Annotated in this window: 19 protein-coding genes; 3 read left to right on the forward strand and 16 right to left on the reverse strand. The window is 68.7% G+C overall.

Features of this window, described 5'->3' with window-relative positions; all coding sequences use genetic code 11:
- Nucleotides 1-280 precede the first annotated feature (280 nt).
- The 3 genes from ACIRJT_RS27650 to thyX all read right to left on the reverse strand — a co-directional run bounded on the left by ACIRJT_RS27650 (nucleotide 281) and on the right by thyX (nucleotide 3,902).
- Nucleotides 281-1,966: a ribonuclease J gene (locus tag ACIRJT_RS27650; RefSeq protein WP_164611654.1), complete on the reverse strand. Its 1,686-nt coding sequence runs from the start codon at nucleotides 1,964-1,966 to the stop codon at nucleotides 281-283.
- Between the two features lie 146 nt (nucleotides 1,967-2,112).
- Nucleotides 2,113-3,012: a 4-hydroxy-tetrahydrodipicolinate synthase gene (dapA, locus tag ACIRJT_RS27655; RefSeq protein ID WP_018960639.1), complete on the reverse strand. Its 900-nt coding sequence runs from the start codon at nucleotides 3,010-3,012 to the stop codon at nucleotides 2,113-2,115.
- A 152-nt stretch (nucleotides 3,013-3,164) separates the two neighbouring features.
- Complete coding sequence (gene thyX, locus ACIRJT_RS27660) at nucleotides 3,165-3,902, reverse strand: FAD-dependent thymidylate synthase (protein ID WP_403914119.1); 738 nt, start codon at nucleotides 3,900-3,902, stop codon at nucleotides 3,165-3,167.
- Between the two features lie 197 nt (nucleotides 3,903-4,099).
- Between thyX and ACIRJT_RS27665 the strand changes: the two genes are divergently transcribed.
- Together ACIRJT_RS27665 and ACIRJT_RS27670 are read left to right on the forward strand one after the other, a co-directional pair.
- Nucleotides 4,100-4,339, forward strand: coding sequence for a hypothetical protein (locus ACIRJT_RS27665; RefSeq protein WP_403914122.1), 240 nt, complete (start codon nucleotides 4,100-4,102; stop codon nucleotides 4,337-4,339).
- Nucleotides 4,340-4,463: 124 nt separating this feature from the next.
- Nucleotides 4,464-5,015 carry a hypothetical protein gene (locus tag ACIRJT_RS27670; protein ID WP_403914124.1) on the forward strand — a complete coding sequence of 184 codons (552 nt, stop codon included), beginning with the start codon at nucleotides 4,464-4,466 and terminating at the stop codon, nucleotides 5,013-5,015.
- Between the two features lie 88 nt (nucleotides 5,016-5,103).
- Here ACIRJT_RS27670 and ACIRJT_RS27675 read toward each other — a convergent pair whose 3' ends face one another.
- The 6 genes from ACIRJT_RS27675 to eccD form a co-directional block, all read right to left on the reverse strand.
- The gene (locus tag ACIRJT_RS27675) at nucleotides 5,104-5,592 is read right to left on the reverse strand and encodes a hypothetical protein (RefSeq protein WP_403914127.1); all 489 of its coding nucleotides are present in this window, start codon (nucleotides 5,590-5,592) and stop codon (nucleotides 5,104-5,106) included.
- 11 nt (nucleotides 5,593-5,603) lie between these two features.
- The gene (gene dapB, locus ACIRJT_RS27680) at nucleotides 5,604-6,356 is read right to left on the reverse strand and encodes a 4-hydroxy-tetrahydrodipicolinate reductase (RefSeq protein ID WP_403914130.1); all 753 of its coding nucleotides are present in this window, start codon (nucleotides 6,354-6,356) and stop codon (nucleotides 5,604-5,606) included.
- A 17-nt stretch (nucleotides 6,357-6,373) separates the two neighbouring features.
- On the reverse strand, nucleotides 6,374-7,753 hold the full coding sequence (locus ACIRJT_RS27685; RefSeq protein ID WP_403914133.1) for a M16 family metallopeptidase: 1,380 nt from the start codon (nucleotides 7,751-7,753) through the stop codon (nucleotides 6,374-6,376).
- Nucleotides 7,750-9,963, reverse strand: coding sequence for a polyribonucleotide nucleotidyltransferase (locus tag ACIRJT_RS27690; RefSeq protein ID WP_403914480.1), 2,214 nt, complete (start codon nucleotides 9,961-9,963; stop codon nucleotides 7,750-7,752). Before ACIRJT_RS27690 ends, ACIRJT_RS27685 begins: the two co-directional genes overlap by 4 nt.
- 354 nt (nucleotides 9,964-10,317) lie before the next feature.
- Nucleotides 10,318-10,608, reverse strand: a complete 291-nt coding sequence (gene rpsO, locus ACIRJT_RS27695; RefSeq protein ID WP_003965855.1) for a 30S ribosomal protein S15 — start codon at nucleotides 10,606-10,608, stop codon at nucleotides 10,318-10,320.
- Between the two features lie 271 nt (nucleotides 10,609-10,879).
- Nucleotides 10,880-12,382: a type VII secretion integral membrane protein EccD gene (gene eccD, locus ACIRJT_RS27700; protein WP_403914482.1), complete on the reverse strand. Its 1,503-nt coding sequence runs from the start codon at nucleotides 12,380-12,382 to the stop codon at nucleotides 10,880-10,882.
- A gap of 466 nt (nucleotides 12,383-12,848) precedes the next feature.
- Here eccD and eccCa point away from each other — a divergent pair, with 466 nt between their 5' ends.
- Entirely contained in the window at nucleotides 12,849-16,817 is a 3,969-nt protein-coding gene (gene eccCa, locus ACIRJT_RS27705) for a type VII secretion protein EccCa (RefSeq protein WP_403914136.1), read from the forward strand.
- Between the two features lie 227 nt (nucleotides 16,818-17,044).
- Here the strand turns inward: eccCa and ACIRJT_RS27710 are convergent, their stop codons facing one another.
- From ACIRJT_RS27710 to eccB, 7 genes are all read right to left on the reverse strand, one after another.
- Nucleotides 17,045-17,341 (reverse strand): WXG100 family type VII secretion target, encoded by a 297-nt coding sequence (locus ACIRJT_RS27710; protein WP_403914138.1) that lies wholly within the window; start codon nucleotides 17,339-17,341, stop codon nucleotides 17,045-17,047.
- Nucleotides 17,342-17,377: 36 nt separating this feature from the next.
- Complete coding sequence (locus tag ACIRJT_RS27715) at nucleotides 17,378-17,731, reverse strand: WXG100 family type VII secretion target (protein ID WP_265598987.1); 354 nt, start codon at nucleotides 17,729-17,731, stop codon at nucleotides 17,378-17,380.
- Between the two features lie 72 nt (nucleotides 17,732-17,803).
- The gene (locus ACIRJT_RS27720; protein WP_403914141.1) at nucleotides 17,804-19,051 is read right to left on the reverse strand and encodes a S8 family serine peptidase; all 1,248 of its coding nucleotides are present in this window, start codon (nucleotides 19,049-19,051) and stop codon (nucleotides 17,804-17,806) included.
- Between the two features lie 28 nt (nucleotides 19,052-19,079).
- Nucleotides 19,080-20,750 (reverse strand): hypothetical protein, encoded by a 1,671-nt coding sequence (locus tag ACIRJT_RS27725; RefSeq protein ID WP_403914144.1) that lies wholly within the window; start codon nucleotides 20,748-20,750, stop codon nucleotides 19,080-19,082.
- Nucleotides 20,747-21,229, reverse strand: coding sequence for a hypothetical protein (locus ACIRJT_RS27730; protein ID WP_403914147.1), 483 nt, complete (start codon nucleotides 21,227-21,229; stop codon nucleotides 20,747-20,749). The genes ACIRJT_RS27725 and ACIRJT_RS27730 overlap by 4 nt, the downstream gene beginning before the upstream one ends.
- A gap of 162 nt (nucleotides 21,230-21,391) precedes the next feature.
- On the reverse strand, nucleotides 21,392-22,651 hold the full coding sequence (gene mycP / locus ACIRJT_RS27735) for a type VII secretion-associated serine protease mycosin (RefSeq protein WP_403914149.1): 1,260 nt from the start codon (nucleotides 22,649-22,651) through the stop codon (nucleotides 21,392-21,394).
- 14 nt (nucleotides 22,652-22,665) lie between these two features.
- Nucleotides 22,666-24,192, reverse strand: coding sequence for a type VII secretion protein EccB (gene eccB / locus ACIRJT_RS27740; RefSeq protein ID WP_403914152.1), 1,527 nt, complete (start codon nucleotides 24,190-24,192; stop codon nucleotides 22,666-22,668).
- Between the last annotated feature and the right edge of the window lie 133 nt (nucleotides 24,193-24,325).

Genomic DNA, 24,325 nt, shown 5'->3' on the forward strand with positions numbered 1-24,325 from the left:
CTTTCGCGTTTTCCCTTTCCGGCGAGTCCGACTTTACCAGACTCTTTTCCGTTCCGTTTCCGGTCCGAATTTGATTTCCGGTGGCCAGCGGAGTGGCCTTGCCTTTCGGCGGATCCGACTTTATCAGAGGTTCTGAGTCGGAATTTCCGCCCCGTTCGCGATTTTCCCAGCACACGAGTGCGCGTGGTGCTTCCCGTTCAGGCGGAAACGTAAACGTACTGGAGCGGGGCTCCCCGACGCAAATCGAGGGCCCCGCTCCAGGTCAGGCGGTCGTGAGGGGTCAGACCTCGACGACGACCGGGAGGATCATCGGACGTCGGCGGTAGGTGTCGGACACCCACTTACCGACCGTCCGGCGGACCATCTGCTGGAGCTGGTGGGGCTCCATCACGCCGTCCTGCGCCGACTTGTCCAGGGCTTCCTGGATCTTCGGCGTGACGGCCACGAAGGCGCTGTCGTCGATGCCGGAGCCCCGGGCCTGGATGTGGGGGCCGCCCACGATCTTGCCGGAGGAGCTGTCGACCACGATGAACACCGAGATGATGCCCTCGTCGCCGAGGATGCGGCGGTCCTTGAGGGAGGTCTCGGTGACGTCGCCGACGGAGAGGCCGTCGACGTAGACGTAACCGGCCTGGACCTTGCCGACGATCTTCGCCTTGCCGTCGATGAGGTCGACGACCACGCCGTCCTCGGCGATGACGATGTGGTCCTTCGGCACGCCGGTGAGGGCGCCCAGCTCGGCGTTGGCGCGCAGGTGGCGCCATTCGCCGTGGACCGGCATCAGGTTCTTCGGCTTGCAGATGTTGTAGAAGTACAGCAGCTCGCCGGCCGAGGCGTGGCCCGAGACGTGGACCTTGGCGTTGCCCTTGTGGACGACGTTGGCGCCCCAGCGGGTCAGGCCGTTGATCACGCGGTAGACCGCGTTCTCGTTGCCAGGGATCAGGGACGACGCGAGGATCACCGTGTCGCCCGGGACGATCCGGATCTGGTGGTCGCGGTTGGCCATCCGGGAGAGGGCGGCCATCGGCTCGCCCTGCGAACCCGTGCAGACCAGCACGACCTCGTCGTCCGGGAGGTCGTCGAGGGTCTTGACGTCGACGACCAGTCCGGCGGGAACCTTCAGGTAGCCCAGGTCGCGGGCGATGCCCATGTTGCGGACCATCGAGCGGCCGACGAAGGCGACCCTCCGGCCGTATTCGTGTGCGGCGTCCAGGATCTGCTGGATGCGGTGCACATGACTGGCGAAGCTCGCCACGATGATGCGCTTCTGGGCGTTCGCGAAGACCGTGCGCAGGACGTTGGAGATGTCCCGCTCCGGCGGCACGAAGCCGGGAACCTCGGCGTTCGTGGAGTCGGAGAGGAGGAGATCGATGCCCTCCTCGCTCAGCCGGGCGAACGCGTGCAGGTCGGTGAGACGGCCGTCCAGCGGAAGCTGGTCCATCTTGAAGTCACCGGTGGCCACGGCCATGCCCGCGGGGGTGCGGATGGCGACGGCGAGAGCGTCCGGGATGGAGTGGTTGACCGCGATGAACTCGCAGTCGAAGACGCCGATGCGCTCGCGCTGACCCTCGGTGACCTCAAGGGTGTACGGGCGGATCCGGTGCTCCTGGAGCTTCGCCTCGATGAGCGCGAGGGTCAGCTTGGAGCCGATGAGGGGGATGTCCGGCTTCAGGCGCAGCAGGTACGGGACACCACCGATGTGGTCCTCGTGGCCGTGCGTGAGGACGATGCCCTCGATGTCGTCCAGGCGGTCCCGGATCGTGGTGAAGTCCGGAAGGATCAGGTCGATGCCCGGCTGTTCCTCCTCGGGGAAGAGGACGCCGCAGTCGACGATGAGCAGGCGGCCGCCGTACTCGAAGACCGTCATGTTGCGGCCGATCTCGCCCAGGCCGCCGAGCGGGGTGACCCGCAGGGCGCCCTTCGGGAGCTTCGGCGGGGTACCGAGTTCAGGATGCGGATGACTCAAAAGACTCTCCTTACCACGCGCGCCACGTACCGCTGAGGCACGTGGCGCGTATGTCATTCGTGCACTTGCTGTTGTCTTGGGGTGGTGCTCGATGCGAGTCGCCTCGCCTGTTCAGTTGTGAAGTCCGTGTTCAAAGAAGTCGGTGCTTAGAGCTGTACCCCGCCGGCGGCGAGATCGATCTTGAGCTGGGCCGTCTCCTGGGCGCTGAGCTCCACCAGCGGCAGGCGCAGCGGTCCGGCCGGGAGTCCCTGGAGGGTCAGGGCGGCCTTCGTGGTGATGACGCCCTGGGTACGGAACATCCCGGTGAACACCGGGAGCAGCTTCTGGTGGATCTCGGTGGCCTTCTGGACGTCGCCGCTCACGTACGCGTCGATCAGGGCCCGCAGCTCCGGGGTGACCATGTGGCCGACCACGGAGACGAAGCCGACCGCGCCGACCGAGAGGAGCGGCAGGTTGAGCATGTCGTCGCCGGAGTACCAGGCGAGTCCCGATTCGGCGATGGCCCAGCTGGCGCGGCCCAGGTCGCCCTTGGCGTCCTTGTTCGCGACGATCCGCGGGTGGTCGGCCAGCCGGACGAGGGTCTCCGTGTCGATCGGCACCCCGCTGCGGCCGGGGATGTCGTACAGCATCACGGGCAGGCCGGTGGAGTCGGCGATGGCCGTGAAGTGCCGGAGCAGGCCCTCCTGGGGCGGCTTGTTGTAGTACGGCGTCACCGCGAGCAGGCCGTGGGCACCGGTGCGCTCGGCCGTCCGGGCGAGCTCGACGCTGTGCCGGGTGTCGTTGGTGCCGATGCCGGCGACGACATGCGCTCGGTCGCCGACCGCTTCGAGCACCGCCCGTACGAGCTGGTCCTTCTCCGTGTCACTGGTGGTCGGGGACTCACCGGTGGTGCCGTTGACGATCAGGCCGTCATTGCCTGCGTCCACCAGGTGGGCGGCGAGCCGCTGGGCGCCGTCGAGGTCGAGAGCGCCGTCCGCCGTGAAGGGCGTGACCATAGCGGTGAGGACCCGCCCGAAGGGGGTCTGCGGAGTGGAGATCGGAGCCATGGGTAACACGCTACTCGCTGCTCAGCGCGCGGGGTCCCCTCGGGGGGACGAGGAAGAGGAGCCCGGCACTGCCTGCTCGGGGGTTCAAGCAGTGCCGGGTCCGTTTGATCAGCCTAGATGAACTTCTCGAAACGCCGCAATACGGACACCGCCTACGGGGCTACCCGTCCATTTTTGTTGAAGGCCGCATGAGTGAGCGGCATGAGCCGCTCCCAGTGGGCTTCCATCTGTTCGCCGACCATCTCGATCTCGCGCTGCGGGAAGGACGGAACCTTCGCCAGCTCGTGCTGGGTGCGCAGACCGAGGAAGTGCATCAGGGAGCGTGCGTTGCAGGTGGCGTACATCGTGGAGAAGAGGCCGACCGGCAGGACCGCACGGGCGACCTCGCGGGCCACGCCCGCGGCCAGCATCTCCTGGTACGCCGTGTAGGAGGCCCGGTAGGACTCCTCCATGGCGCGGGTCGTCAGGTCGTACTGCTCCTCGGTGCCCTCGACGAACTCGTACTTCCCGGGGCGGCCCTGCTGGACCAGCCTGCGGGAGGTTCCGGGGACGTAGAAGACCGGGTCCAGCTCCCTGTAGCGGCCCGATTCCTCGTTGTACGACCAGCCGACGCGGTGCCGCATGAACTCGCGGAAGACGAAGATCGGGGCGCTGATGAAGAACGTCATCGAGTTGTGCTCGAACGGGCTGCCGTGCCGGTCCCGCATGAGGTAGTTGATGAGCCCCTTGGAGCGCTCGGGGTCCTTGGTGACCTCTTCGAGCGACTGCTCGCCGGCGGTGGAGACCCGGGCGGCGAACAGCACGTCCGCGTCGCGCGCGTCGCTCTTCACCAGCTCGACGGTGACGTCACTGCGGAAGTGGGGCTTTGCGGGTTCGGGGGTGTCGGTCACCGACAGGGGTCCTTCCAATGGCGTCGCTCGGGCGGCGACCACTTTACGGGCCGGGCGGGCGGCGCATGCACGCGACGGTCTCGGGCAGCCGTTCGTGGAGTCCTTCAAACGTTACGGCGATTCGGGGCACCGATCGAGCCGTTCGTACGTCTGACTCATTAGCAGCACCCGTCACTGAGATCAAGGAGAGTTTCCTCATGTTCCGCCGGCGTGAAGCCGTCCCGTTCTCGTTCGTCGCCGAGTCCGACCGATTCCGCAGCAATGTCACTCCCCCTCCCTCGACCCGTGCCACCGTTCCGGAGCTTCTGGGGCGGTCCCTCGTCGGGCTTACCGTGGTCGCCGGCCTCGTGGGCTCACTGCTGCTGGGGCTCCCGGCTCTCGAATCCCCGCAGTCCCCGGCGCACGGCAAGCAGTCCGAAGCGTCGCAGGGTCGCTGACCCGTACGCCGCTGACTCATGAGCCGCTGACTCGTACGGACCCCCTGGGGTGGTCGCGCCGGTGGCACTCTCGGTAGCCTCACCGGGCACAGCAATCGAGCGTGCTTGTGAGTGAGGATGAGTCGTGCCCCTGCCCTTTCTGACGGCCGACCGCGCATTCGACGCGAGCGCGGAGGACGTCGCGCTGCCGTTCGACGACCACGACAGCTGGCGGCGGCCCTACCGCCCCGGCCCGTGGCGGGTCGCGGCGGCGGCCACCCTGTTGTTGCTGGCCTCGTTCGTTCTGCTCGCGGCCATGATCATCGGTGTGGCCGGAGCGCCTTCGGGCGCCAGCGTGTGTCTGGTTCTGGCCGGTGCGCTGATCGCCGCCGCCCTGCGACTTCTGCGGGTCGGCGCGTGGGTCAGCCGCCACGGAGTGCGGCGCGTCGCGTTCTTCCGGACCACCACGGTGGCCTGGAGCGGCACGTCCGCGGTCCGTACGGTCCAGCAGCCCGTCAAGTGGATGGGTCTTCCCCGTACGGTCCAGGGCCAGGCGCTCGTCGTGGTCCGGCAGAGCGGTGAGACGCTGCCTCCGCTGACCACCGACCACAACGCGGACTTCCTCGGGCGCGAGGAGGCGTTCGAGCGGGCCACGGACGCGGTGGAGGCCTGGGCGGACGAGTACGGGCAGGGGTGAGCCCCTGCCTGCCGCCCCCTGTACGTGGATGAGCCCGGAACCCCTTGAGGGGTTCCGGGCTCATCTGCGTACGGCGGGAAAGACGTCCTCACTCGCCGGACGGGCCGGGGGGCGCGGACGGGCTGAGCAGGGGGGACGGGATGGATCTGTGCAGTGCGATCGCCCTTTGCATCGCCTTGCGGGCTCGCGGGGTGTCCCTCGCGTCCTGGTAGGCGACAGCCAGCCTGAACCAGGTGTGCCAGTCGTCCGGGGCGTCCTCGGTCTCCTCGCGGCGCTTGGTGAAGACCGCGTCGGCGGAGTCCCGGTCGATGCGGCCGGACGGCGTGCGGGCCAGGTCGTCGACCGGCAGGCCGCCCTCCGCGTCCAGCTCGGCTGCCAGGGCGTTGGCGCGGCGGACGAACTGGGTGTTCTTCCAGAGGAACCAGACGCCGACCACCGGCAGGATCAGCACGGCGACCCCGAACGTGACCGTGACCAGTGTGCCGTGCCGGATGAGCATCATGCCGCGGCTGCCGACCAGGACGAAGTAGAAGACCAGGACGGCGGCCGTGACGATGTACGTGATCTTTGCGCGCATGGTGGGCTCAGTCAGTTCAGGTCGAGGAAGTGTTCCAGGCCGAACGTGAGGCCCGGAGTGGTCACCACACGGCGGACGCCGAGCAGGATGCCCGGCATGAAGCTGCTGTGGTGGAGCGAGTCGTGGCGGATGGTGAGGGTCTCGCCCTCGCCGCCGAGGAGCACTTCCTGGTGGGCCAGCAGGCCGCGGAGCCGGATCGCGTGGACCGGGACGCCGTCGACGTCCGCACCTCGCGCGCCGTCCAGGGCGGTGGCGGTGGCGTCCGGCTGGGGTGCGCTGCCGGCCTTCGCGCGGGCCGCCGCGATGAGCTGGGCGGTGCGGGTGGCGGTGCCGGAGGGGGCGTCGACCTTGTTCGGGTGGTGCAGTTCGACGACCTCGACGGACTCGAAGTAGCGGGCGGCCTGCTCCGCGAACTTCATGGTCAGGACGGCACCGATGGAGAAGTTCGGGGCGATCAGGACGCCCGTTTCCGGGGAGTTGTCCAGCCAGGTGGTCAGCTGCGCGAGCCGTTCGTCGGTCCAGCCCGTGGTACCGACGACGGCGTGGATGCCGTGCCGGACGCAGAAGTCGAGGTTGCCCATCACCGACGCGGGGGTGGTGAGCTCGACGACGGCCTGGGCGCCGGTGTCGGCGAGGGTCTCCAGCTTGTCGCCCCGGCCCAGGGCCGCCACCAGCTCCAGGTCGTCGGCGGCCTCGATCGCGGTTACGGCCTCGGAGCCGATGCGGCCCTTCGCACCGAGAACGGCTACGCGCAGCTTACTCATGGTGATTCCTTAAGGGATTAGGAGACCGCTTCGTGGAGGCGGTCCGCCTGCTTGTCCTTGAGCGGGCCGATGACCGAGAGCGAGGGGCGCTGGGTGAGGAGTTCGCCCGCCACTTCCCGTACGTCGTCGGGGGTGACCTCCGCGATGCGCGCGAGCATGTCGTCGACGGACATCTGCTCGCCCCAGCACAGCTCGCTCTTGCCGATACGGTTCATCAGCGCGCCGGTGTCCTCCAGGCCGAGGACGGTGGAGCCGGAGAGCTGCCCGATGGCGCGGGCGACCTCGTCGTCGTCCAGTCCGTACGTGGCGACCCGGTCGAGCTCGTCGCGGCAGATCTTGAGGACGTCGTGGACCTGGTTCGGGCGGCAGCCCGCGTACACGCCGAAGAGGCCGCAGTCGGCGAAGCCCGAGGTGTACGAGTACACGCTGTAGGCCAGGCCGCGCTTCTCCCGGACCTCCTGGAAGAGGCGGGAGCTCATGCCGCCGCCGAGGGCGGTGTTGAGGACGCCCAGAGCCCAGCGGCGCTCGTCGGTGCGGGCGAGGCCGGGCATGCCGAGGACCACGTGGGCCTGCTCGGTCTTGCGGTTCAGCAGCTCGACCTTGCCGGCGGTGCGCAGGGTGCGGGATCCCTCGCGGGGCGCCATGGGGACGGCGTCGTGGCGGGAGAGGGCCCCGGCGCGCTCGAAGGCCTTGCGGACCTGTCGTACGACCGTGGCGTGGTCGACGTTGCCGGCGGCGGCGACGACGAGGTGCGTGGGGTCGTAGTGCTTCTTGTAGAAGCGGGCGATCTGGCCGCGGTTCAGCGCGTTGATCGTGTCGACGGTGCCGAGGACCGGGCGGCCGAGGGGGGTGTCGCCGAGCATGGTGTGCGCGAACAGGTCGTGCACACAGTCGCCCGGGTCGTCCTCGGTCATCGCGATCTCTTCGAGGATGACGCCGCGCTCGGCGTCGACGTCCTCGGGGGCGATCAGCGATCCGGTCAGCATGTCGCAGACGACGTCGATGGCCAGCGGCAGGTCGGTGTCCAGCACCCGCGCGTAGTAGCAGGTGTACTCCTTCGCCGTGAAGGCGTTCATCTCGCCGCCGACCGCGTCGATCGCGGAGGAGATGTCGAGGGCGGTGCGCTTGGCGGTGCCCTTGAAGAGGAGGTGTTCGAGGTAGTGGGTCGCGCCGTTCAGGGTGGGCGTCTCGTCGCGGGAACCGACGTTGGCCCAGATGCCGAAGGTGGCGGACCGGACGGAGGGCAGGGTCTCGGTGACGATCCGCAGACCGCCGGGGAGGACGGTCCGGCGGACGGTGCCGATGCCGTCCTTGCCCTTCAGAAGCGTTTGGGTACGGGCGACGGCCCGCGCCTCGGAGGAGGCGCGGGCCGTCGTCGCGGAACTACGGGACGTCACTTGTCGGTGTCGTCCTTCTTCTCGTCCTCTTCGCCCTCGATGACGGGGATGAGGGAGAGCTTGCCGCGGGAGTCGATCTCGGCGATCTCCACCTGGACCTTGGAGCCGACCGCGAGCACGTCCTCGACGTTCTCCACGCGCTTGCCACCGGCCAGCTTGCGGATCTGCGAGATGTGCAGCAGACCGTCCTTGCCCGGCATGAGCGAGACGAACGCACCGAAGGTGGTGGTCTTGACGACCGTACCCAGGTAACGCTCGCCGACCTCCGGCATGGTCGGGTTGGCGATCGCGTTGATCGTGGCGCGGGCGGCCTCGGCCTGCGAACCCTGCTGGGCACCGATGTAGATGGTGCCGTCGTCCTCGATCGTGATGTCGGCGCCGGTGTCCTCCTGGATCTGGTTGATCATCTTGCCCTTGGGGCCGATGACCTCACCGATCTTGTCCACCGGGATCTTGACGGTGATGATCCGCGGGGCGTTCGGGGACATCTCGTCCGGGACGTCGATGGCCTCGTTCATGACGTCCAGGATGTGCAGACGCGCGTCACGGGCCTGCTTCAGCGCGGCGGCCAGGACCGAGGCGGGGATGCCGTCGAGCTTGGTGTCGAGCTGGAGCGCGGTCACGAACTGCTTCGTGCCGGCGACCTTGAAGTCCATGTCGCCGAAGGCGTCCTCCGCACCGAGGATGTCGGTGAGGGCGACGTAGTGGGTCTTGCCGTCGATCTCCTCGGAGATCAGGCCCATGGCGATACCGGCGACGGCGGCCTTGAGGGGCACACCGGCGTTCAGCAGCGACATGGTGGAGGCGCAGACCGAGCCCATGGACGTCGAGCCGTTGGAGCCCAGCGCCTCGGAGACCTGGCGGATCGCGTAGGGGAAGTCCTCGCGCGAGGGCAGCACCGGCACGATGGCGCGCTCGGCGAGCGCTCCGTGGCCGATCTCGCGGCGCTTGGGCGAACCCACGCGGCCGGTCTCGCCGACCGAGTACGGCGGGAAGTTGTAATTGTGCATGTAGCGCTTGCGGGTCACCGGGGAGAGGGTGTCCAGCTGCTGCTCCATACGGAGCATGTTGAGGGTGGTGACGCCCAGGATCTGGGTCTCGCCACGCTCGAACAGCGCCGAACCGTGCACGCGCGGGATGGCCTCGACCTCGGCGGCGAGCGTACGGATGTCCGTGACGCCACGGCCGTCGATGCGGACCTTGTCCTTGATGACGCGCTCGCGGATCAGCTTCTTGGTCAGCGCGCGGTAGGCACCGGAGATCTCCTTCTCGCGACCCTCGAAGGCCGGGAGCAGCTTCTCGGCGGCGATCTCCTTGACGCGGTCCAGCTCGGCCTCGCGGTCCTGCTTGCCGGCGATGGTGAGCGCCTGCTTGAGCTCGGAGGTGACGGCCTTGGAGAGCGCCTCGAAGACGTCGTCCTGGTAGTCCAGGAAGACCGGGAACTCGCCGACCGGCTTGGCGGCCTTGGAGGCCAGGTCCGACTGGGCCTTGCAGAGCGCCTTGATGAAGGGCTTCGCGGCGTCCAGACCGGCGGCGACGATCTCCTCGGTGGGAGCCTCGGCACCATCCTTGACGAGCTGGATGGTCTTCTCGGTGGCCTCGGCCTCGACCATCATGATCGCGACGTCGCCGTCCTCCAGGACGCGACCGGCGACGACCATGTCGAAGACGGCGTCCTCGAGCTCGGTGTGCGTCGGGAACGCGACCCACTGGCCCTTGATCAGGGCGACGCGGGTGGCGCCGATCGGGCCGGAGAAGGGCAGGCCCGCCAGGATGGTGGAGCAGGAGGCTGCGTTGATCGCGACCACGTCGTACAGGTGGTCGGGGTTGAGCGCCATGATCGTCTCGACGATCTGGATCTCGTTGCGCAGGCCCTTCTTGAAGGAGGGGCGCAGCGGCCGGTCGATCAGGCGGCAGGTGAGGATCGCGTCCTCGGAGGGCCGGCCCTCACGGCGGAAGAAGGAGCCGGGGATCTTGCCGGCCGCGTACTGCCGCTCCTCGACGTCCACCGTGAGGGGGAAGAAGTCCAGGTTGTCCTTGGGCCGCTTGGAAGCGGTGGTGGCCGACAGCACCATGGTGTCGTCGTCCAGGTACGCGACGGCGGAGCCGGCGGCCTGCTTGGCCAGGCGGCCCGTCTCGAAGCGGATGGTGCGGGTGCCGAAGGTTCCGTTGTCGATAACGGCCTCGGCGTAGTGGGTCTCGTTCTCCACTAGTGATTTCTCCATACTCGTCGTCTTTCGTCCTCACGCCCGTGTGGCGGGGGACGGTGCGGGAGAGGCGCACCGTGGATGCGGGCCGGTCTTCGATCGAAGCTCCCGGGCATGTTCCCGGGGGCCACTACCGAGGACCGGCGGCGGCGTCGTCGCGCCTCTCCCTCGTACTTCGGGTCCTGCGTTCCTGCGTTCTTACGGTCCTGCGTTCTTGCTCGTGCGTTCCCGCTGACGCGTTCTCGCTCGGGCGGGTGTCACTGCACCCAGGTTACTGAGCTTGACACCGGTCGCGCACGTACGGCAAAGGGAGCGGTCCCCTCAAACGCGGGAACCGCTCCCTTTTCCACAGCGTCCTTACTTGGCGCCGCCGGCCGCGCCACGGCGGATGCCGAGGCGGTCGACGAGCGCACGGAAGCGCTGGATGTCCTTCTTGGCCAGGTACTGCAGGAGGCGGCGACGCTGGCCGACCAGGATCAGCAGACCACGACGGGAGTGGTGGTCGTGCTTGTGCGTCTTGAGGTGCTCCGTCAGGTCCGAGATCCGGCGGGAGAGCATGGCGACCTGGACCTCGGGGGATCCGGTGTCACCCTCCTTCTGGGCGAACTCGGACATGATCTGCTTCTTCGTAGCGGCGTCGAGCGGCACGCGTACTCCTCTTGATGTTCGAAGCGCCCACGAGTGCCCCTGGTCTTGATCTCAGGAGAGCTTCCGTGACTCGGAGGCGAAGGTCCGATGAGCGCAGCCCCCAGGATGATCCGAGGACGCGTACACAAACGGCCACTGGACAGAGTACCAGCCATTCGGGTCACGCCCAGCCGCCGGTCAGCCGGTGCCCACTGCTGGTCAGTCGGCGTTCGCCGCTGGTCAGCCGATGCCCTTCGGTGATCGGTTCGGCGCGTTCGGCGCCTTCCGATGATCAGCTGGTGAGTGCGCGGATCGAGTGGTAGACGTCGAAGACCGCGAGGCAGAGCGGGAGCAGGGTCAGCAGGACGACCGTCTCCGCGATCTCCAGGAAGCGTCCCCAGAACGGGGTCACCCCCTTGCGCGGCACGATCAGGCCGATGGCGGTGATCAGGACGGCGACGCCGGCTACCGCGGCGGCGAGCCACACCGTACGGATGTCGAGTGCGGCGCCCTCGCCGCGCAGAGCGTCGCGCACCATGGCGACCGGCGGGTTGAGGGAGAGCCCCAGGCCCAGCAGGACGAGGGACCCGAGGCCCGCGGCGAGCGCGCAGCCGACCTGGGCCGTGTAGCGGAACAGATGGGCGCGCATCAGCATGGCGACGCCGGTGGCCAGGGCGAGCAGCTGGCCCCAGACGTTGTTCGAGAACCCCAGCACCACCGCGGCCGCCACGGCGACCAGGGCGCAGCCTCCGACCAGGCCGAGGAGCAGTTCATGGCCGCGCCGCGCCTGGGCGGCGAGGCGTACGGCGTCCACCGGGCCGGTGGCCGCGGGCTCGGAGGTCCCGTAGTCGCCGACCGTGGTGCGGGGCGGCTCGAATCCGATGGGCAGCCGGGCGAAGCGGGTGGAGAGTCCCGGCAGGAAGGCGAGGGCCCCCACGGCGAGCGGGGAGCACACGGCGGCGGCCTCGATCGGCTTCATGTCGCTCAGGATCGCGATGAACGTGACCAGCAGGCCGACGGCGCTCGCGAAGACGAACGCGACGAACGGCCCGTCCCCGCCGGGCGCGACGATCATCAGAATGACCGCCACGACCAGGACCGCCGCACAGGCGAGCAGGAACTGAAGCCGCCCGATGCCCTGTCCGGCGCTCAGGGGAAGCAGGCCGGAGCCGGCCACCGCCGCGTTCACCAGGGCGCCGGTGCCGAGCGCGATCGACGAGGCGCGGTCGTCGTACACCCGCGCACGCACGCAGGCGAAGGCGAGCAGGAGCAGGGCGACGACGGCCGCCAGGATGCCCGGCAGGCCGTGCATGTCGTGGAGCGGGTCGGCCGTCCACAGCACGAAACCGAGCAGGGCCAGCAGGACGGAGCCGCCGAAGAGGCCGGCGCCGCGCATGAGTGCGTCACCCCAGAGCGTGCGGTCCTTGGCCACTGCGGTGGCCACGGCGTCCGAGACGTCGTCGAAGACGGCGGGGGGCAGTGATTCGGAGAAGGGCCGCATCGACAGCAGCTCGCCGTCGAGGATGCGGTGGCCGGCGAGCGTGCGCGCGCTGTCCAGGACGGTGCCGTCGCGGCGCACCAGGTGGTAGCCGACCGGTGCGCCGGGGGCGGGGCTCTGTCCGGACAGCCGGAGGATCTCGGGATACAGATCGGCTACGGGGATGTCCTCGGGCAGGGCCACGTCGACCCGGCTGTCGGGCGCGACGACCGTGACCCGGCAGAATCCGGTGCCGCTGCCGGACGGGGTCCCGTGACTTTGCCGACCGGATCCGGTGGCTGCCGCTTGGGCCGTCATGGTCACCTGGTGCTCCCCCTACTACTGGCTTGACTGGCTTGCTTGACTAGCTTGTTCTGCGCTTCTGCGCGGCTGTTCGCCCTGTTGCTGTCTCGCTCGACTGCTGCCGTCTCGCTCGACTGCCGCCGTCTTGTCTCTCTTGCTGCTGCCTGGCTCAGCTGCTGCTGTCTCGCACAGCTGTCGCCGCGGCTCCCGCCGACCGGCTTTCCGCTGCCCCGCTTCCGCCGGACCGCGTCCGCCGGGGCCACGTCCGCTTCCGCCGGAAACACACCGCCGGGAGCACGGATCGCACCGCACGTCCCGAATGACCGTCTTCTCTCGACAGTTAGCGGATGCGTACACGCGTCGCGACACCCTACCGCCATGGGACCGCCGTCACGCCAGTAGGATCCTTCCCGCGGATGGAGCCCGTCGCCACGGGGGCGCCGATAGGAACACTTCCGTCCGGCAAGGGAATTGGTGAGCTGTGAGCCAGATCGTCGTCAAGCGCCCGCCGCGGGCCCTGCCCACCGAAGTGCCGGTCGAGCAGGTGCAGTTGCAACCTCCGCCGGAACTCCCCCGGGGCCAGCAGGAGGGGGCGCTGATGCAGCTCCTGCCGATGCTGGGCATGGGTGGCTCCGTCGTCTTCTTCTTCATGACGCCGAACCCGATCATGCGCATCATGGGCATGATCATGATCGCCTCGACGTTGGCCATGGCCATCGCGATGCTCGTGCGGTACCGACGCGGCACTCAGGGCGAGCTGGCGGACATGCGCCGCGACTACCTGAAGTACCTGACGCAGACCCGGCGCACGGTGCTGAAGACGGCCCGCAAGCAGCGGGACGCGCAGTTCTACCTCCACCCGTCTCCCGAGCAGCTGTGGGCGCTCGTCGCCGAGGGCAGCCGGGTGTGGGAGCGGCGTGCCGGTGACGCGGACTTCGCGCAGGTGCGCATCGGGCTGGGCAGTCAGGAGCTGGCCACGCCGCTCATCGCGCCCGAGACGGCGCCCGTGGACGAACTGGAGCCGCTGGCCGCCGGGGCGATGCAGCAGTTCCTGGCGACGCACTCCACGCTGGACGGTCTGCCCATGGCCGTCTCGTTGCGGGCGTTCTACCACCTCACGATCAGCGGCCACACGGATTCCGCGCGCTCCGCGGCGCGGGCCATGGTCGGCGGGCTGGCCTCTCTGCACTCCCCGCAGGACCTGGTGATCGCGGTCGCGACCGGTGCGGAGGCCGCGCCGCAGTGGGAGTGGGCGAAGTGGCTCCCGCACGCCCAGATCTCCGGGCCCGTGGACGGTGCGGGGAGCCGGCGCCTCATCACCACCAACGCCCTGGCCCTGGAGGAACTGCTGGCGGGCCGCCTGGAGGGCAGGCCCCGCTTCCAGCCCGGCGGTCAGCCGCTCCTGGAGCAGCCGCACGTCGTCGTGGTCCTGGACGGTGAGTCGGTGCCCCCCATGTCGGTGCTCGCCTCGGCGGAGGGCCTCCAGGGTGTGACGGTCATCGAAGTGGTGCCGGGTGAGGTCACCGGGTCCCGCGGGGGCCTCTCCGTCGTGGTACAGCCGACGTCGTTGCAACTGGAGTCGGGCCAGGGGCTCGTCTACGACGGCCTTCCGGACCTGCTGAGCTACGAGGCAGCCGAGGCGCTCGCCCGCCAGTTGGCCCCGCTGCACATGGCGACGGGCGGGGACGACGACGAACCCCTGCTGGCCAACCTGGAGTTCACCGACCTGCTGAACCTGGGGGACGCCGCCTCGATCGAGGTCAGCCGGACCTGGCGGCCGCGCTCGCAGGCGGAGCGGCTGCGGGTGCCGATCGGTGTGGGCGAGGACGGCTCGCCCGTGATGCTGGACCTCAAGGAGGCGGCCCAGGAGGGCATGGGCCCGCACGGTCTGTGCGTGGGCGCCACCGGTTCCGGCAAGTCCGAGCTGCTGCGTACATTGGTGCTCGGTCTCGCCGTCACCCACACCTCGGAGACGCTGAACTTCGTTCTCGCCGACTTCAAGGGCGGCGCGACCTTCGCCGGTATGGCGCAGATGCCCCACGTCGCGGCCGTGATCACCAACCTCGCGGACGACCTGACGCTGGTCGACCGTATGGGTGATTCCATCAGCGGTGAACTCAACCGTCGGCAGGAGATGCTGCGCGACGCGGGCAACTACGCCAACATCCACGACTACGAGAAGGCGCGCGCGGCCGGTGCGCCGCTGCAGCCCATTCCCTCGCTCGTCCTGGTCATCGACGAGTTCAGCGAACTCCTCACCGCCAAACCGGACTTCATCGAGATGTTCGTCCAGATCGGCCGTATCGGCCGGTCGCTGGGTGTGCACCTGCTGCTGGCCTCGCAGCGCCTGGAGGAGGGGCGGCTGCGCGGTCTGGAGACGTACCTGTCCTACCGGGTGGGTCTGCGGACGTTCTCGGCGGCCGAGTCCCGGGCCGCGATCGGTGTGCCCGACGCCTACCACCTTCCCAACGTGCCCGGTTCCGGGCTGCTCAAGTTCGGTACGGAGGAGATGGTCCGGTTCAAGGCCGCCTACGTCTCCGGGGTGTACCGCTCGGGCGCGCACCGGGCCGCCACGCCGGGTGCGCCGCTTCCGGTGGACCGCAGGCCGGTTCCGTTCACGGCCGCGCCGGTTCCGGTGCGGTACGTCCAGCCGGCGGCGCAGCCCGGAGGCGTACCGGACCAGCGCTCGACGCAGGACGACGCGCTGGCGGACACGGTGCTCGACGTGATCGTGCGCCGCCTGGAGGGCCGTGGGGCCTCCGCCCACCAGGTGTGGCTGCCGCCGCTGGACAATCCGCCGTCGCTGGACGAGCTGCTGCCCGGGCTCTCCCCGGTGCAGGGCCGGGGGCTGACACAGCCCGGCTTCGAGGGCGCGGGCCGACTGGTCGTACCCCTGGGCGTCATCGACAAGCCGTTCGAGCAGCGGCGTGACACCCTCTACCGGGACTTCTCCGGCGCCGCCGGCCATATGCAGATCACCGGAGGGCCGCAGTCGGGGAAGTCGACGCTGCTGCGGACGCTCATCGCCGGCTTCGCGCTCACCCACACACCGGAGGAGGTCCAGTTCTACGGCCTCGACTTCGGTGGCGGCGGCATGTCCTCGATCGCGGGTCTCCCGCACGTCGGCGGCATCGCGTCCCGCCTCGACCCCGAGCGGGTACGCCGTACGGTCGCCGAGGTGTACGGCATCATGGCGCGGCGCGAGGAGTACTTCCGCAGCGCCGGGATCGACTCCATCGCCACGTTCCGCAGGCTGCGGGCGCGCGGTGACATCTCCGCGACGGACCAGCCGTGGGGTGACGTCTTCCTGGTCATCGACGGGTGGGGCAACTTCCGGACGGACTACGAGGCGCTGGAGGCGGCTGCCACGGACATCGCGGCCCGCGGACTCGGCTACGGCATCCACCTGATCGTCACGGCGTCGCGTTCCATGGAGGTGCGGGCCAGCCTGAAGGACCACCTCATGAACCGCCTGGAGCTGAGGCTCGGCGACGTGATGGACTCCGAACTGGACCGCAAGGTGGCGGCGAACGTGCCCGCCGGGGTGCCGGGCCGCGGCCTGACCCCGGAGAAGCTGCACTTCATGGCGGCGGTGCCGCGGATCGACAGCATCAACTCCGACAGCGACCTCTCGGAGGCCACCGCGGCGATGAACCAGGAGGTCGCCCGCCACTGGACGGCCGCGCCCGCCCCGGCGGTGCGTCTGCTGCCGCGTGCGCTGCCCGCGGGCGAGCTTCCGGCCGGCTACGCGGTGCCGGAGCGCGGCGTCGCCTTCGGCATCGACGAGAACAACCTGGAGCCGGTGTTCCTGAACTTCGAACAGGACCCGTTCTTCCTGGCGTTCGGCGAGAGCGAGTCCGGGAAGTCCAACCTGCTGCGGCTGCTCATCAAGCAGCTGACCGAGCGGTACGACGGAGATTCCTGCAAGCTCTTCGTCATCGACAACCGGCGTTCGCTGCTTGATGTGACCCCGCGGTCGCACCTGGCGGAGTACATCCCGATGTCCAACAACATGGAACATCACATGGCGGCGCTGCACGACCTGATGAAGCGCCGCACACCGTCCGCCGACGTCACGGCGCAGGAGCTGCGCGACCAGAGCTGGTGGCAGGGCCCCACGGTGTACGTCGTCATCGACGACTTCGACCTGGTCTCCACGTCGAGCGGCAACCCGCTCTCGGCGATCACGGAGCTGCTGCCGTTCGCCCGCGACGTGGGCGTCCGCTTCATCATCGCCCGCAACACGGCCGGGGCGAGCCGGGCCCTGTACGAGCCCTTCCTCCAGCGCATGATCGAGCTGGGCGCGCAGGGCGTGGTGCTGTCGGGCGACCCGAACGAGGGCGACATCCTCGGCAACGTACGACCGCGCCCGATGCCTGCGGGCCGGGGCATCTTCGTCACCCGGCGGCGGGGGAACCCGCTGGTGCAGACGGGGCTGGTGGAGGGGTAGCGGCGGGCCGGGGAGGCGGAGGCCGGAGCGGGGGCGGGACGCACGGATTTTCCGTGGGTCCCGCCCCCGCCCTCGCCTCCGCTCCGAGGCTCTTGAACAGGCCCGGCTCGGCTTCGGGGTACAGCTCAGGGTGGACACCTCCCGCGCGTGTCCACCCTGATGTGCTGTGCTGTGTCTGTGCAGTGCTGTGCTGTGCTGTGGTGCTTTTGGTGCTGGGTCGAACTTCGTCAGAAGTTCGCTGCCGCCCGCTTGTCACCGCTGCGGTAGATGGGCGACGCCTCGCTGACCTTCCTGGCGATGTCGTCGAGGTTGCCGCGGATGGCGTCGGCGTCCGTCCTCCACCTGTCCTGGGCGGCGGTGTAGGCCTGCTTCGCCTCTCCCTCCCACACTTCCGAAACCTTCGCGATCATGGACTGGATCTCCTTGAGGTCCATGTCGAGCTGCTTGGCCTGCTTCCGGATCTCACCGGCCGCGAGATCCAGGCTCGCGTAAGTGACGACCGTCGTACCGTCGTTGTTTCCCATGCGGTCCTCCGCTGCTTTCGAGTTACGGGATAAGGGTCAGAAGCTGTTCAGGCTGGACGACTGTTCCTTCGCGCTGGTGTTGTGGCCGTCGACAACGTCCACACCCGCGAGGGCCTGGCGAATCTCGTCCTCGTTGTCGCCCGAGATGGTACGGGCGGCCTTGATGGACTCCTGGAAACGGACCAGCTGCTTGGCCAGGCTGACCATGCGGTTGTTGATCTCGGTCTGCTTCTGGTTGAAGTGGTTGGCGCCGATGCCCTTCCACTTGCCTTCGAGGTTGTCGATCGTCGCCTGGAGCTGCCGGAGCTGCCCCTTCACCGAGTCGAACTTGATGCTGAGGTCACCCTCCAGCTTCAGGAGCGCGGCATCTGAGACCTTCTGATCTGCCATGGTTCTCTTTCCTTTTCGGTTGGTTCTGCAAGGCCGGCATGGATCGCCGGCCGGTACATGCGGACCGTGCGGTCAAGCGGCCCTACGCCTGCGGACCACGGCGTAAGCCACTCCTCCGAGCACGACCACAACTGCGGCCACTCCGAGGATCAGGCCCAACTGGCTGTCTTCCCCCGAGGACTTGGTTTCTTCCGCCGCTACGGGCTTGTCGCCTTCCGGGCCGTTCTTGGCGGGCTGCGGCGAAGCGGAGGTGGAGGCGTCGGGCTTGGAGGACCCGGCGGCGGCACCGGTCGTCCTCTCCTTGGTGAGCGGGCTGATGTCCGGGTCGCCGGGGTCGCCCTTGCCCTTGAGGACGTTCATCGAAGGGCGGATCAGACCGTGACCGAGGTACTTGCTTGTCTCGCCCTTCTTCCAGTCACGGCCGGCCGTGTCGAAGAGGACGTTGAGCACCTGGTTGGCAGTCCAGTCGGGGTGGAGGGACCAGACGAGGGCGGCGGAGGCGGAGGCGATGGCGGTGGCGGCGCTGGTGCCGCCGTCGCCGTCGCAGTAACTCTTGAAGGAGTTGTCACACCACACTGGAACGTCGCTCCCGGGAGACGCGACATCCACTGTGCCCGCGTGTTGCGAATAGAACGAGACCTTCCCCTCGCGGTCTGCTGAAGCAACACCAACTACCTCAGGATATGCGGCCGGATACCCCCGCTTGTTCTGCTTATGCCCTTCGTTCCCTACGGCCGCGAAGAGCAGCTTTCCCTTTCCTTCGGCGTACTTGATCGCTTCACGTTGCTGAGGCGAAGAATAGAAACTACCGAAGGACATGCTGATGATCCGTGCATCGCTGTCGGCCGCAGCACGGATAGCGTTCGCAGTGTCCTGGATCGTGATGGAAGGCTTCTCTTCCTCAAACTCACCGAAGGCAATGCGCAGAGGAATGATCTTGGCTCCCGGGGCGAGCCCCTTAAGACCGCCTCCTTTGCCCGTCCCGGCGATCATCTCAGCCATCGTCGTACCGTGACCGCTGTAGTCGTCGGTTTCGTCGCCTGCCGCCTCGGTTGCGTCGACCCCTCTGAGGACTTGTCCCCGCAGCGACGGCGTGGACGAGTTCACACCCGAGTCAATGACAGCGACCTTGACGCCTTCGCCCGTCGTGACCTTCCACATGTCCTCAGCCTGCATCGCGCTGAGGTACCACTGCTTCGCCTGTGTGTCGGCTGCGGCAGGCTGCGCCGCGCCGACAAACACCACACTCCACGAAGCGGCCACAGCCAGCGCGCCGAGCACACGCACGCGCCTCTGAGCTCGGCCCATTCCTGCTGTCATCCCGACTTCCGAACCTTCCCTGGAGCTGTTATTCGACCACCGGCGGCACAGCTCCGCGCCGTCCGGCGTTCCATGTCTCTTCGTCTTCCGTCAGGTAGTCGGGGCGGGTCGAACCATTGTCTTCCTCTTCCTCCCGGCCGGAGTTCCTCCGACCGGCGGGACCGCGTACGAGCCCTGCCCCGCCCGATGTGAAGCCCTTGGCGTTCGATCCCGCTCCGGCAGCCTTGCGCGGAGCACCCACGACACCGTTGGCACCCGAAGCCTGGGCAGGTCGACCGCCGGGGCGGGCGGCGGCAGCAGCTGCTCCGCGCCCTCCGATCACTCCCCGCTGGCCGGGAGCGCCGGCAGCGGCTCTGCCCTGAAGCGCACTCTGGGGAGTTCCACCGACAATGCCGGCTCTACCACCCGAACGAGGTCCGCCGACCGTGGACGTACCCCCCTGGCCGGTGATCGGCCGTCCGGTCGTAGGAGTGGGACGGCCGGTGACCGGCGACTGCGTGCCGACCGGCGGACGGCCGGTGGACGATCCTCCACCCCCCATGGGGCTGGGGCGTCCGACCGGAGGCCCACCACCAGGCCCCTTGGCCACGGGACTTCCCCCTGCGGACTGCGCCTTGCCCACCCCCAGGCCGGGCTGGTTCGCCATCCGTTGCGTTGGAGGCCCGGCCGTACGCGACGGGTTTCCCTGCATGGTGTTCATGAAGGGCGGCGACACTGTCGTCGGCGGCATCCCGGTCGGCCCCGTCGAGGTCGTGGGCGACGGCAGCGGAGGCGTGGCGGCGATCGTCGTCGGAGCCAGCGGAGGCGCGACGCTGTTGATCTCCGTACCCGTTCCCCTGTCCGGCAAGGGTGCCGAGGCGAGGACCTCAGCCGGTGGCCGATTGGCTGCTGCTACTGGAGCGGGTCCCCCCTGCGTAGAGCGTCCTGCAGCGTCTGGCACTGCATTGCTACCGAGACTCTCGGAGCGCTCGCCGGAAGTACCGGATGACGGTGGGAACCAGCCGTGGTCGCTCGGCGGCGGCATATTAATGCCCAGTTGCTTCTCGAACCGCGGCGGCTCCTGCCCCGCCAGCACCTCCTCGGAGACCGAGTAGTACGACGCCAACCGGTTGATCTGGTTGATGGCTTCCTGGCGGTTCTTCTCCACCTCAAGCGCAGCCGCGTACTGCGGATTGGTCTCCGTCCGGGCCGGGAACAGGATGTCCTTCACGTCCGTCTGGATCATCCGGCGGTCACGCGGCGGCATCGCGCTCTTCACCGACGCCAGACCGGAGCCCGCGACCGTGATCTGGGTGCCCGCCGCGTCCGCGAAGTCACCCAGCTTCTCGGCGTGGGCGACCAGGCCCGTACCGAAGGCCCGGAAGGCCGTGCCCGACTCGCCCTCCCAGTCGACCCCCTTGAGGTGGTCCTTCAGCTCCTTCGCCGCGCGCCGGATGGCGTCCCTGGCCTTCCAGAGGGCCTCGCCCGCACTCTCCAGGTGCTCCGGGTTGGAGTTCTCCACCATGTCGATGAGGGCGTTGAGCTGGTGTCCCTCGAAGGAAGTACGCCCGCCGGTGCGGGGGTTGCCGAAGCCGAAGGATTCCAGGGCCCGGCCGGCCATCTCCGTCATGTCCGTGACGACGATCTGGGTCTGGACCCGTCCCTCGTCCTGCTTGTGCTGCTCGGCCGGAGTCAGGTTCGGCTGCTTCTCGTCGCTCATTCCGCTGCCCACCCGGAGTCCGACTGCTGGTCATTGTTGGTCTGTTCAGGCTTCGCCTGCTCGGACTTCGCGTGCTTCTCGCGTTCCTCGTCCATGCGCGTCTGGATCTCGTAGAACCGCCGCCTGATGTCGTCCTCGACGTTGTCGAAGCCGACGGTCGCCGCGTGCACGCCCAGGCTCAGGTACTCGATCTGATCGCCGAGGGACTTGGAGAGCGACACGAGGGAGGAGTGGACCCGGTTGTACTGGGTGTAGAGGCCGTCCGCCTCGGCGAAGCGTGCGTTCGGGCCGCTCAGTGAGGCCCGCGAGACCTTCTGGTCGGCGACCTTCGTCTTGCTGGCGGCCGAGCCCTCGAAGTCCGCCAGCAGTGCGTCGACACGACCCTTGAACTTCTCCAGCGCACCCACTCCGCGCCTGAGGTCACCCGTACCGCCACCGCCACCTGGATCGGTCACAATGCCGTCCTCCCCGTTCTGCATCCCCGTTTGCTCGGATCGTCCCGCGTTGCTATCGCACTGACGCGGTCCGCTCCGATCTCATCCCGACAACTCTAGTCACTGCGTACGACAGCGCCAATCGACTTGAGACGCACGTGACTTGTCTCATGACCGAGTCTTCACTGTTCTTCACCGTTCCCGTCGTTATGCCTCGCTCGCCAGTCGCCCCGCGCGTCTCCGCTTGTCCCGTACCGCCACAGCCGTACCCGCGATGGCCGCCACCAGGACGCCGCCGCCGACCATCACGTACGTCGCCAGGCGCGCGTTCCGCTCGTCGGCCGTTTCGCCCAGGTGGAGCTCTGCGGGGGCGGGGGCTTTGCCCTTGCTCATCCCCTCGCCGGCGATCGGGCGGTCGATCGGCTTGTCGTCCTCGGTGAGGGCGCGTACCGGGTCCACCACGCCCCAGCCGACCAGGCGGTCGTGGCCCGCCACCGAGCGTTCCGCCGTCTGCTGCATCTGCGCGACGATCTGCGCCTGCGTCCACTCGGGGTGCTTCGCCCTGATCAGGGCGGCGACGCCGGCGACGTAAGGGGCGGAGAAGCTGGTTCCGTTGTCGGCGCAGTGTCCGCCGCCGGGGACCGTGGAGATCATGTCCACGCCGGGGGCTGCGATGCCGACGAAGTCGCCGGACTGGGAGAAGGCCGCCCTTTCGTTGTTCCGGTCCGAGGAGGCGACGGCGAGGACCCCCTTGAAGGACGCCGGGTAGGTCTCCTTGACGTTGCCGCCCAGCCCGTCGTTGCCTGCCGAGGCGACGACCACGACGTCCTGGGCGAGGGCGTTGTCCACGGCCTGCCGCAGTCGCGCGGACGGCTTCACGGCGTCGGCGGTGTCCTGGGAGATGTTGATGACGTCCGCGTCCGCGTCGTTGACGGCGTACTGGATCGCTCGGGCGAGGCTGTCGGTCGTGCCGTTGCCCTCGGCGTCGTTCTGCTGGATCGGGATGATCGTCGCGTCGGGGGCGAGGCCGCTGAAGCCCGTGCCCTTCATCTCGCGCGCGGCGATGATGCCGGCGACCTTGGTGCCGTGGCCCACGGTGTCCGTGGTGCCGTTCTCCTTGCCACGTTCGATCTTCGTTCCGTCGTCGGCCTTGAGGTCCTTCGGCAGGAAGTTCCGGCCGGCCCCGGTGTCCACAGCGGGCTTGAGCTGTTTGTTCCTGACGTCGACGCCGGTGTCGATGACCGCGACGCGTACGCCTTTGCCGGTGGACTGCTTCCACACCTCGTCGAGCAGGACGCGCTGCAACGCCCAGGGGCGGCCCGGGTAGTTCTTCGAGGGGAACGTGCACTGGGCCGAGTCGGCCGCGGCGGCGGGCAGCGCCGGCAGGGTGACAGCCAGGACGGCCGCCGCCGCCGCGGCGGTGAGCAGGCGGCGGGCCGGGCGGTGGTGGTGGTCGTGGGTCGCCATGCCCGTGCCCCCGCTCACGAACCCTGCGGCTGGCTGGCCGCGCCGGTGGAGAGCCGGGGGCCGGTCGGCAGGAGGGCGGACCAGACCGCCGGTACGGGGTTGGGGTCGACGTCCTTGTAGCCGAGCCGGTTCTGCGCCTGCTGCGCCTCCTGCTGCTGGGACTCCCGCTCCTTCTTCGAGCCGGATGCGCCGATGCCGGAGTCGTCCTGGCCGCTGTCGCTGTTGGACTGCATCGCGTAGCGCAGGCCGGTGTCGGTGACCAGGAACAGGAAGCCGGCGCTGGTCGTGGAGCCCTTGAACTGGCGGAAGAACTCGCCCGATCCCGGCGTGACGTAGGCGCTGCTGGAGCCGGTGGGGAGCGTCGCGGGGAAGCTCGTACCCACCCAGGTGCTCAGCGTGGTGGCACCGCTGTCCGCGTCGACGCCGCGCAGTACGTTGCACACGGTGTTTCGGCTGCCCTTCTTGACGTCCGGGGAGTTGACGGCCTCGGGCTTGCTGACCGGCCAGTCCCTCTTCTGGTTGAAGGGGGCGCCCGGTTCGAGTTCGGCGGCGCTGACCGGTTTGGCGTTGCCCGCCTGCTTGAGGTCCACCAGTTGCCGGCTGCTGAGCAGGAGCTTGGCGGTGAAGTCCGAGACGGGGGCGACCCTGCCCGGCAGGACGACGTAACTCTGGGTCCTGGTTCCCGCCGTGGCGGTCAGGACCATGCCGACCCGGTTCGACTGATCGTCCAGGGTGCCGGGGGCGCCCGCGGGGGCCCCCGGGGTGCCGTCCACCGTCGGGAAGGTGATCGGGGCCCCGGTGTGGAGCGTCGCCAGCCAGGCGGCCGAGACCCGTTGGGGCTCGGCACCCTGGTCGACCAGGGTGCGCAGGAGCAGTTCGTCCTTCTGGACGGGGTAGGCCTTGCCCGCGGCGTCCACGATGTAGCGGGTCCGGTCCGGTCCCTCGATGTACATCAGCTCACCGCCGTCCAGGGCGTTCTCGCCCTCGGTCTTCTTCTCCTCGCGCTCGGCGAAGATGAAGGTCGCCTTCTGGATGGCCCTGCCGCCCTCGCCGGGCCGTTCGCAGACCGCCCAGCGCTTGGCCGCGCCCGCTTCCTTGGCGTCGGGCAGCCGGTCGGGGGCGTACGGGATGCCGAGCGTCGCACCGTGCGGAATCTTGCCGCTGTCCAGGACCGACTCGTTGACGTTGACGACGGTGCCCTTGTCCGGGGCGAGCAGGAGCTTGGCGGAGGCCATGTTCAGGACGGGGTGCAACTGCTTCTTGCCGTCGGTCTCCAGCACCACGTACCGGGTGGTGGATTTGCTGGCGATGATGACGTGTTCCTTGGCGACGTTCCACTTCTGGGGGGCCACCGGCTTGAACATGCCCCAGGCGCCGAAGACGGCGAGAACCACGACGGCGACGATGGCCCCGGGCAGTACCGCGCGCAGCGGTTTGGGGGCGCCTTCCTCGGAACCTGTGGGGTTGGGTTGCAGGAACTGTGCGATCAACCTCCGCTTCGCAAAGGTATAGGCGTTGAGCTCATCCCGCCGTGATGCCATGTGTCCGCTGACCCTTCTCCCCAGTGATCGAACAGGGTCCCACGCGCACCGTCGGCCCCCGCTGCCGTACCGCGCCCCTACTATGCCTGCTGGGGTTCCGCTCCCTGTGCTCAGGTAGGGTGACGACCCGATC

The sequence above is a fragment of the Streptomyces sp. NPDC102283 genome (assembly GCF_044766265.1).
Classification (GTDB): domain Bacteria; phylum Actinomycetota; class Actinomycetes; order Streptomycetales; family Streptomycetaceae; genus Streptomyces.

Coding starts and splice junctions, on each gene's coding strand:
- ACIRJT_RS27725 (WP_403914144.1), bottom strand. CDS start 20,750: ATGAGCGACGAGAAGCAGCCGAACCTGACTCCGGCCGAGCAGCACAAG.
- eccB (WP_403914152.1), bottom strand. CDS start 24,192: ATGGCATCACGGCGGGATGAGCTCAACGCCTATACCTTTGCGAAGCGG.
- ACIRJT_RS27730 (WP_403914147.1), bottom strand. CDS start 21,229: ATGCAGAACGGGGAGGACGGCATTGTGACCGATCCAGGTGGCGGTGGC.
- eccD (WP_403914482.1), bottom strand. CDS start 12,382: ATGACGGCCCAAGCGGCAGCCACCGGATCCGGTCGGCAAAGTCACGGG.
- dapA (WP_018960639.1), bottom strand. CDS start 3,012: ATGGCTCCGATCTCCACTCCGCAGACCCCCTTCGGGCGGGTCCTCACC.
- mycP (WP_403914149.1), bottom strand. CDS start 22,651: ATGGCGACCCACGACCACCACCACCGCCCGGCCCGCCGCCTGCTCACC.
- ACIRJT_RS27715 (WP_265598987.1), bottom strand. CDS start 17,731: ATGGCAGATCAGAAGGTCTCAGATGCCGCGCTCCTGAAGCTGGAGGGT.
- ACIRJT_RS27675 (WP_403914127.1), bottom strand. CDS start 5,592: ATGCGCGCAAAGATCACGTACATCGTCACGGCCGCCGTCCTGGTCTTC.
- dapB (WP_403914130.1), bottom strand. CDS start 6,356: ATGAGTAAGCTGCGCGTAGCCGTTCTCGGTGCGAAGGGCCGCATCGGC.
- ACIRJT_RS27720 (WP_403914141.1), bottom strand. CDS start 19,051: ATGACAGCAGGAATGGGCCGAGCTCAGAGGCGCGTGCGTGTGCTCGGC.
- ACIRJT_RS27665 (WP_403914122.1), top strand. CDS start 4,100: ATGTTCCGCCGGCGTGAAGCCGTCCCGTTCTCGTTCGTCGCCGAGTCC.
- ACIRJT_RS27710 (WP_403914138.1), bottom strand. CDS start 17,341: ATGGGAAACAACGACGGTACGACGGTCGTCACTTACGCGAGCCTGGAT.